The organism is Acidiplasma cupricumulans, assembly GCF_001402935.1.
Classification (GTDB): Archaea; Thermoplasmatota; Thermoplasmata; order Thermoplasmatales; family Thermoplasmataceae; genus Acidiplasma; species Acidiplasma aeolicum.
In genome coordinates this window covers 1-8,634 of record NZ_LKBH01000027.1, presented here as the reverse complement: position 1 = coordinate 8,634, position 8,634 = coordinate 1, and the positions used below count along the sequence as shown (strand labels likewise).

The following is an 8,634-nucleotide window of genomic DNA, read 5'->3' as shown; positions in this document are numbered from 1 at the left end:
TAACTAATTATATATATTCCATGGATGGATTATGCTGTTTTAATCAGGCACGGCGAAAGCTATACGAATAGAACCGGCATACTCTCAAGGGACCTTAATAAATATGGGTTAACTGAGACCGGGGAGGAAATGGCGCGATTCACCGGTGAGCAGCTTAAAAATTTGAAATTTACAGGTATAATATCAAGTCCGGTTCTGAGGGCGGTTCAGACATCAAAAATACTGGCATCCTATGTTAACCTTGATATTACTGTTGATAACAGGGCAATAGAATCGGATTTTGGTGTTTATGATGGAAAAAGGATAATAGAGATACCAAATAAAAAAAGGGAGGAGCTTGGGATGGAGTCCTTCCAGTCCCAAATGGAAAGGATGATAGACCTTATTAATTCCTATGATGGAAGGTACATAATAGTCAGCCATGCATTTCCCATAAGATGCGCCATATGTTATTACCTTGACCTTAATGAGGAGGAGAGTTTTGGCATTGATATAAGATATGCATCCATGTCATTTATAGACGTTAAAAGAAAAAAGCCCCTTTCAATAGGGTCATTGCTTATTACAGACAGAATAAAAAAAATATTTAAATCTTAAACTGCATGGACCGGCTTTCCATGGGGGCATTTATCAGGATTCCCTATTGTCTGAAGCAGTTTTTCTATTGATGATGTGTCCATTAGATAATCTACCTTTTCAACCTGTGTGCAGGCCTTATCACTGTTAACACCGCTTCTTGTTAAAATTATTTCAAGGGTTCTATGGGCCATCATTATCTCACTATAAATCTCATTCCCATAGTCTGTAAGTGTTATCATTCCCCTTTCCTTTTTAATTATGTTTTTGGATAATAACCTGTTAATTAATTCATGTGCTGTGGGTGGTTTTATATTCATCAGACCTGCCACATCAGAAAGCCTTAAGGGTAAAGGTTTGCTATTATCGTGAATAACTACAATACAATCCCTTTCCTTTTTTGTTATATCCATAAATTAGTATTATGCTAAAATATTTAAATATTTCTTTTTTATGGGTATGCTTCATAACCGAAATTCCCCAGTAATTTAGATTTCTTAATGCCTTATGAACACCTCTTTGTTTAGACCAATATTTTCAAACAAATAATTAATTACATTTCTTTTTACGAAAACATTATAAATTTATAAACAATAAGGTATTTCACTATAGGATAATCAAATTCAAATGTGAATGTGAACGGGGGATTAAATGGTTGATAAAAGAAAGGTTAACACAAAGGATAAATGGAAGGAAAAATCATGGTATACGGTAGTTGCACCTTCATATTTTGGTGAGAAGGAAATTGCATTAACGCCCGGTTCTGATCCAAGATATATAATAAATAGAACTGTGGCCGTTCCTGTATCAGAATTTACTGGAAATTTTAAGAAATCATCATCCATGGTGCTTTTCAAGATAGATAACTGTATTGGTAAAAAATGCTCAACAGTATTCATAGGACACAAAGTAAGCGACGATGCAATAAGGAGGATGGTAAGGAGAAGAAGGGAAAGAATAGATATTATAACAGCAGTAACAACAAAGGATTTGTATAAAATCGTTGTAAAGATAGTTCTTGTTGCAGATAATAAGTTAACCGGAACAAAAAGGGCCGAGGTTAGGGCCACAGTTGTATCATACATTAGTGACAGGGCTGCAAATATGAAACTTTCCGAGCTTGCACTCTACTTAATCGGCGATGATATATACAATGATATAAGTGATGCATTAAAGGATATATATCCAATTAAAAAAATAGAAATACGCCGCTCAGAGGTTGAGGGCAAATCTGAACAGACCGTTTTAAATGAAACACCTGTTGAGCAGGAAGTGGAGAATTAAAAAAAAGATGCCGGGATGGCTCAGTTGGCAGAGCGTCGGACTCATAAGCATATGCTGAGATATCCGAAGGCCTCGGGTTCAATCCCCGATCCCGGCATACCAGCAATATTTAATTGTTAATTTTTACAATTAATGTTTTGTTTAAGGACTGCCTAAAGAATATCATCCAAAAGCTGCATGGCATTTTCCACCTGATATCTTTTGGGTTTTTCAGATGAGTTATTAATATTTGGCTGCTTATGAATGGCATACTCCCATTTTTCCCTAAGATCCATTCTACCAATGTTTTGCAGATACCTCTCACGGCAGCCACTGCAGCGCCCCATTAGAATATTTAGTGAATATTTTGGGTCAATTACCACTGACAGTTCCCATTCAAATAAATGGCCTGCAATCTCCGTGGGGTCAAAAATTAGGGGGCTATTATGTTTATACCCGCGTGATAGCATCTCCTCCACAAGTTGATTATGCCTTGATAACATTGTATTAACCTGTATGAGCTTTTCAGATGCGTACCTTCCCAAATGATTTCCTTCCCTTAAATATCCAACGGCCATATGTATTTCATTATGCTCTCCCAGCAGATGGCTGCTGCACATATATTTTGGATTAACCATCCACATTCTCATTAAAATCTTTATGCCACATATATTAAAAATATTTATTAAAAAAATCCTGATAAACTCATATATTATATAATCCGCAATTTAATAAATAATTAGGCAGGGAATTAAACTCTTAAGGCTTAAACAGGTTTTAGGTTAATTATACCACTCAAGACTTAAATATTGTTTAAGCATGCCTTACCTTGCATATAAATACTGTTAAATTAAGTAAGGGTGATGTTAATTAAAATACCTGTAAATACATATAATTATACCCCGTATGTTTTTGGAATCTCTATCAAAAATTTTTTAGTAATTATAATAGGAATTACTTTATTCGCGGTTTTAATTAAAATAAATATATACATACCTTTTATTTTTCTGATAATATACCTGTATATTTTTCTTGGCCATAAAACAGACATTTGGGTATTTTATAATTCGTTTAGAGAGAGTATCAATTATAAAACCAGCAGTATTAATCAAACAAATGATGATGGGATTTTTTTAAATGATAAAGAATTTATTTCAGCATTTGAATTAAACACCGGAAATTATTATATGAATTTAAATAAAAACAGGATAATGGGATCATTTCAGGGACTTATAGAGAATATTGATTCCGAATTAACAATAATATCCAAGCCTGTTAAATATGCAGATGGGTCATATTTTTATAAAACCTTTTTAATAATTTCATCAGGGATTATTGATATTATTAAAAATGATTCTGAGTTTATATTAAAGAATAAATTAATAATTAAAAATCAGGTTTATAACCATGAAGAAATTAGCAGGATTTTATTTTTGACAACTGAAAGGTTTTTTAAATCGTTCTTAAAAACCAATGATTATTTTGCCTCACTTCTTGATCTACATGATGCGAATTATGATCAGGATTTTCTATATAACCTCCTTATTGATAGTTTTAGTTTCCCCTGCATAGCGGTATTGAATCTAAAATCGATAAAAAATAAGGATGTAAGATTAAAAAGGATGCTTGCAGAGAGAATTTCAGAATTCAGAAATAAATCCACAAGGACTGTAAATATTAAGGACCAGATAAATTCAATTAAAAATATGCAGGATTCTAAAAAAATTTTTGATATGTATATGACCTTAATAATAGAATCGGAACACCCGGTTGACCTGAAAAATAACACCGATAATACCGTTAAGCATCTAAAATCAATGGGGCTGGAATTCAAGATTTCAGATCATTTAAAATACAGGAATTATAACCTCAGAAAATTATATGTAAATGGATATAAATATTTGATAGGGTCAAAATGTTTTTCCAGTATGGTGCCCCTCTCATTTTCTGAATATGAGAAATCATGCCCTGCAATTGCAATAAATTCCATAAATAATAAAAAATTTTACTTTAACCCGTTTAATTACCAGTCATATAATATGATAATAACTGGAGAAACAGGTTCTGGCAAGACCTTCTTCACCAAAAAAATTCTTAAATCCCTCCATGAATACTATGAAATGGCATTTATCATAGACCCCCTAAATGAGTATGATGATGGCCTTATTATTAACTCATCCAGCGGTGAATACTTAAATTTCAGTGTTGATAACTATGAGGAAAAATCCATACTTGCACTGTTTATAAGCACAATATTAAGGGATGTAAAATATCTTGATATATTAAATACACTAAATAATATAAAACCCGGAAATGATATTAAAAAAATCTTAACCGACATTAATAAATATTATTCAGGAAGTAACCATTCATCATCATTAAATTATTACATTAACAATTACATTAAAATTCCTGTGAATGCAAATAATAAAAGAATAATATTTAGGTACTCCCTTGATAGGGAGGATTTAAAAATGCTTAATTTTATTTTTATACTTGCACAGATAAATAATATGGCAAGGTCATATAATGGACATAAGCTTGTTGTAATAGATGAAAGCCACCTGCTTCTTGGCAATCCAGAAACGGCTGAAACCATAGACAATTTTATACGAAATTCCAGGCATTATGGGACATCCATTATAAATATAACACAGAATATAGATGATTTTTTTATGAATATCAGATCACATTCAATTTTTAAGAATTCAAGCCATGTATTTTTATTCCGGCAGAAGGAGTCAAAAAATTTGAATAAAATCCTAAACATAGAAATTAAAACTGAAAACCTGCCCGGAGGTACCGGTTTGGGATATTCTGAATGCTATTATTATGGAAACGACACCTTATACCGCTTAAGGATCATTTAGTTTTGCATGAAAAACATGATTTATGTTAATGATTTTTTTAAACAAATATTTATGCAGGTATTTAAAAAAGATGTTATTTCAATGTAATATTTTATGCTGTTTCTTCAACAGTTTTATTACTGCCATGTAACACGGTTATATATGAGAAAATGCATCCAAGTACCAGTATAATGAAGGAGACAATTAATGCTGAGTGGAGACCGGTAATAAACTTTGCAGATAGCCCACCGTTGAGCCTGCCAATGCCCAGAAAAACCTCAAAGGTAACATCTCTTGGTACTGTGGCGGCTGCAACAGTTATTGCAATAACATAGCTTAACAATGTGCCAATGTTTGATAGTGTTCTTAAAAGACCAGAAATTGAACCATAAAATTCCCTTGGTGTGTTTGACATAACCGCACTTGTATTTGATGGCCAGAACATTGATCCCCCAAAGCCAGTAACAAGGGAACCTGCTATAACTATATAAATTGGTGAGGATACACCAAGGAACAGGTATATTATTATACCCACGGCCATCATGGCAATGCCTGTGCCTGAAAGAATACCCGGGGGAATTCTGTCGGATAGCCTTCCCATTCTTGGTGCCAGAACGCTTGATAATAAATATCCGGGAACCAGTATAAGCGATGCATAAAATGGTGAGAAGCCCCTGACACCCTGAAGATACATTATTAATATAAAAAGAACGGCCAAAAATCCTATGGCCTGAAAGGTTGCGGCCATTAATGAATATGAAAGTTTTTTTATCCTAAATACTTTTAGCTGCATCAATGGATTTTTGGACCTTGCCTCTACCGCTATGAATGGTGCTATAAGTAATATGCCTGCCAAAACCAGTATAATATTAACTGTGTTTACACCAACGGATGCGATCTCAACAGAACCATATGATATTAGAGATAGAATAGAAACAAGTATAATAACACCGGGCACATCTATTTTTGTGCTTATTTTTTTATTGTCTTTTATGTATTTTGCGGCAATTAACCATCCAATTATGCCAATTGGAACATTAATATAAAATATATATCTCCAGCCTATAAACGTTGTTATGACCCCGCCAAGGACAATCCCCAGAACTCCGCCTATATTCCAGCCCATGCTTGTTATTCCGAAAGCCCTGCCGCGGGTACCCTTTGTAAAGTAATCGGCAATAATTGCATTGCTGTTTGCCTGAAGAAGAACGGCGCCAAAACCCTGTATTACCCTTGATGAAATTAAAAATGTGACATTGGGTGCCGCACCGGCCATACCAGAGCCTAGTATAAATATGAGAAATCCAATGTTGTATATTCTTCCCCTGCCATAAATATCGCCAATTTTACCAAGCTGTGTTGTAAATGCTGCAAGCACCAGAAGATAAATTAATATGACCCATATCGTTGAAAGAAACGGTGCCTTCAAATCAACCGTCATTGTTGGCAGTGCAAGCAGGACTATTGTGGTATCTACTGCGGACATCAGTGTGCCTATAAAAACACTTATTAGTACATATGTTTTTATTTTCTCACCATTTGATTCCATAATTATTCCACTTCACGCAGTCGGGTCACTGCAGCGGGATTTTTAAATCCCAAAATTACTTATCATAATAAATTATTTATTTATAAAATTTTTGTCAAAAAGTTATTTATGAAATTGATTTAATTAGTCTATTACTGGATGTTTTTCCCTTACAAACTTATTATTATTTATATCGTTTATGGCCTCCTCAATCTGTTCACGTGTGTTCATGACAATCGGGCCATACCAGTAAACAGGTTCATTTAATGGCCTGCCAGACATTAATAAAATTTCAGATGAAACATCCGCATAAACATCTATCTCATCACCTGAAAGTGAAAATGATACTGCATTGCCTGCCATGAATGTATTTCCAGAAATTTTAATGCTGCCGCTTATAATATATATAATAACGCGGTAATTCTCAGCCGATATGTATTTTATCTGTGCCTCAGGATCCATGGATATATGGAAATATGATATGTCTTGAGTTCCACCAGAATAAATACCCTGAACTTTCATGTATTTGCCGGCAATAACCCTAACACGTATGCCGTCTCCTGAAATTTCAGGGATTTCATTTGATTTTAGGGATCTGTATACAGGAGTTGACATCTTCTGTGATGCCGGCAGGTTTATCCAAAGCTGAAATCCTGCAAGCTCTGTATCCAGAATCTTTCCCGCATTATCCTCCATATATTTTGGCATTTCCTCATGGAAGATGCCGCTCCCGGCTGTCATCCACTGAACATCACCAGGATATATTGTTCCGGAGTTGTCCTCACTGTCCCGGTGATATACCTTACCCTTAAGTGCATAGGTAACGGTTTCTATTCCACGGTGTGGGTGCCATGGAAAACCAGCAAGGTAATCATCAGGATTTTTTGAACCAAATGCATCAAGAAGCAGGAATGGATCGGTTAATTTTACTGTTTGCTGTGACCCGAATATGCGCCTTAATTTAACGCCTGCACCATCCCGGGTTTCCATACCCTCAAACATATATTCAGCAATTTTGTACATGTTATTAACATATTTTCATTATTTTAATACTTTTTCTATACGAATTTATATCAAATAAATATTTGTATATCTTCAACATTGATTATTTAAAAGAATTTTTGATATTGGTGTCTCAACTTTTAATAACTGGCAATTTTAATTATTCTCCTGGCCTTTTGCACCCCTTATACTTGGAGTTGCCTAGATGTTATACCACTGTTTAAACTTCAATAATTGCATCTCATCGTACATTTTTTACATTGCATATTTTTCTTAATTAATTATCCAAACAGGCATGGAAAATGTTATTTGTATTTAACATCTGGGTGAATAAATATATGAATATCCTTCATTATCTCAATGCCAGTTATTATGTTCATTTTCAATCTACTATCAATAATTCTAGGTTACAATTTCTTCATAAATACTGTATACATAATGTTTGTTCTAAAAATAATTAATTTGATCTTGTTTCAGGAATCACATCACCTATGGATTCTCAAAAAATTTTAAAATTGATTATTTTATTGCATATATGTTGATATTTGGTTCTGGTATTCTATAAAGCTTGATACAATAATGCATTAACATGATATGGGTTTACCAGTTTTGATAACTACATCTTTTATTTGTACAAATTATTGTTAAAAAATGTGCGTTATCAAAGACGTAATTATGTATTATATGTTTTTTTAATTATACATATTTTTTTATTTGTAACATTCAATTATGGGAAATGATTCAATACCGATGGTTATGGCTACCTTCTTCAATGGGAATATTATTTTATTGTTTTAAACCATATTGTTGATAATATTAATCCTCTAAATTTATTCTTTTAATATCCATTTTGTCATATACGTGGTCAGAACTAATTATTTCTCCATTGCAATGCGCTGCATGGAATGCATCGGAAAAATTAACCCCACTTTTTATATACTCTGCGGCCAAAATATACATACTGTTATTTTCATGGCAGATGGCCATAACGTCTTTTTTAATTTCAATAAAATCCAGATCATATTTTTTGGCCAGCAGCATTAATTCAATATATGTTACCTCTGAGGTTTCAATTTTATGGTTTTTCATAATCTTAACTGCATTTTCCTTTAACCAATCAGAATTTTTAAAATTGCCAGAAAAAAGTCGGTATCAGCGTATGTCATTATAAGCCTCCTCATTTATATCATTTTTTAATTTTTTGATCGGTATATCCCTTAACCTTTCTCCAAGCCTTATGAGGTCCTCTATTGGATTTTCAGGAATATCATAAAGTATAATTTTGTCCCTGTATGGAACTATAAAAAATTTTGTTCCATAGTTTTCTCTTATTTCTTTGGGAATGTATATTTTACCATTTTTTTCCATTCCTATTATTGAATTTACCATAAGACTGTATTATATAATTAAATATTA

9 protein-coding genes and 1 tRNA gene are annotated in these 8,634 nt (G+C 33.2%); 4 read left to right on the top strand and 6 right to left on the bottom strand.

All coding sequences use genetic code 11. The features are described 5' to 3' along the window. The first annotated feature begins 24 nt into the window (after window positions 1-24). Complete coding sequence (locus AOG55_RS01100) at window positions 25-597, top strand: 2,3-diphosphoglycerate-dependent phosphoglycerate mutase (protein ID WP_048101417.1); 573 nt, start codon at window positions 25-27, stop codon at window positions 595-597. On the opposite strand, the gene AOG55_RS01095 is transcribed toward AOG55_RS01100, so the two are convergent. Continuing rightward, the gene (locus AOG55_RS01095; RefSeq protein ID WP_048101418.1) at window positions 594-989 is read right to left on the bottom strand and encodes a metal-dependent transcriptional regulator; all 396 of its coding nucleotides are present in this window, start codon (window positions 987-989) and stop codon (window positions 594-596) included. The genes AOG55_RS01100 and AOG55_RS01095 overlap by 4 nt on opposite strands. 238 nt (window positions 990-1,227) lie before the next feature. Between AOG55_RS01095 and AOG55_RS01090 the strand changes: the two genes are divergently transcribed. Both AOG55_RS01090 and AOG55_RS01085 read left to right on the top strand, forming a co-directional pair. Beyond that, window positions 1,228-1,860, top strand: a complete 633-nt coding sequence (locus AOG55_RS01090) for a 30S ribosomal protein S3ae (RefSeq protein WP_048101419.1) — start codon at window positions 1,228-1,230, stop codon at window positions 1,858-1,860. Window positions 1,861-1,869: 9 nt separating this feature from the next. Next, a tRNA-Met gene (locus AOG55_RS01085) sits at window positions 1,870-1,957 on the top strand. A 55-nt stretch (window positions 1,958-2,012) separates the two neighbouring features. On the opposite strand, the gene AOG55_RS01080 is transcribed toward AOG55_RS01085, so the two are convergent. Further along, on the bottom strand, window positions 2,013-2,489 hold the full coding sequence (locus tag AOG55_RS01080) for a pyrimidine dimer DNA glycosylase/endonuclease V (RefSeq protein ID WP_055040777.1): 477 nt from the start codon (window positions 2,487-2,489) through the stop codon (window positions 2,013-2,015). 213 nt (window positions 2,490-2,702) lie between these two features. On the opposite strand from AOG55_RS01080, the gene AOG55_RS01075 reads away from it, so the two are divergent. Then, window positions 2,703-4,709, top strand: a complete 2,007-nt coding sequence (locus AOG55_RS01075; RefSeq protein ID WP_055040776.1) for an ATPase/DNA packaging protein — start codon at window positions 2,703-2,705, stop codon at window positions 4,707-4,709. A gap of 91 nt (window positions 4,710-4,800) precedes the next feature. On the opposite strand, the gene AOG55_RS01070 is transcribed toward AOG55_RS01075, so the two are convergent. The 4 genes from AOG55_RS01070 to AOG55_RS01055 form a co-directional block, all read right to left on the bottom strand. Further along, window positions 4,801-6,237, bottom strand: coding sequence for an MFS transporter (locus AOG55_RS01070; RefSeq protein WP_054964142.1), 1,437 nt, complete (start codon window positions 6,235-6,237; stop codon window positions 4,801-4,803). A gap of 123 nt (window positions 6,238-6,360) precedes the next feature. Continuing rightward, window positions 6,361-7,239, bottom strand: a complete 879-nt coding sequence (locus tag AOG55_RS01065) for a pirin family protein (protein ID WP_054964141.1) — start codon at window positions 7,237-7,239, stop codon at window positions 6,361-6,363. Between the two features lie 795 nt (window positions 7,240-8,034). After that, window positions 8,035-8,307: a hypothetical protein gene (locus AOG55_RS01060; RefSeq protein ID WP_201779076.1), complete on the bottom strand. Its 273-nt coding sequence runs from the start codon at window positions 8,305-8,307 to the stop codon at window positions 8,035-8,037. Between the two features lie 63 nt (window positions 8,308-8,370). Further along, the gene (locus tag AOG55_RS01055) at window positions 8,371-8,586 is read right to left on the bottom strand and encodes a hypothetical protein (RefSeq protein ID WP_236688946.1); all 216 of its coding nucleotides are present in this window, start codon (window positions 8,584-8,586) and stop codon (window positions 8,371-8,373) included. Window positions 8,587-8,634 lie beyond the last annotated feature (48 nt).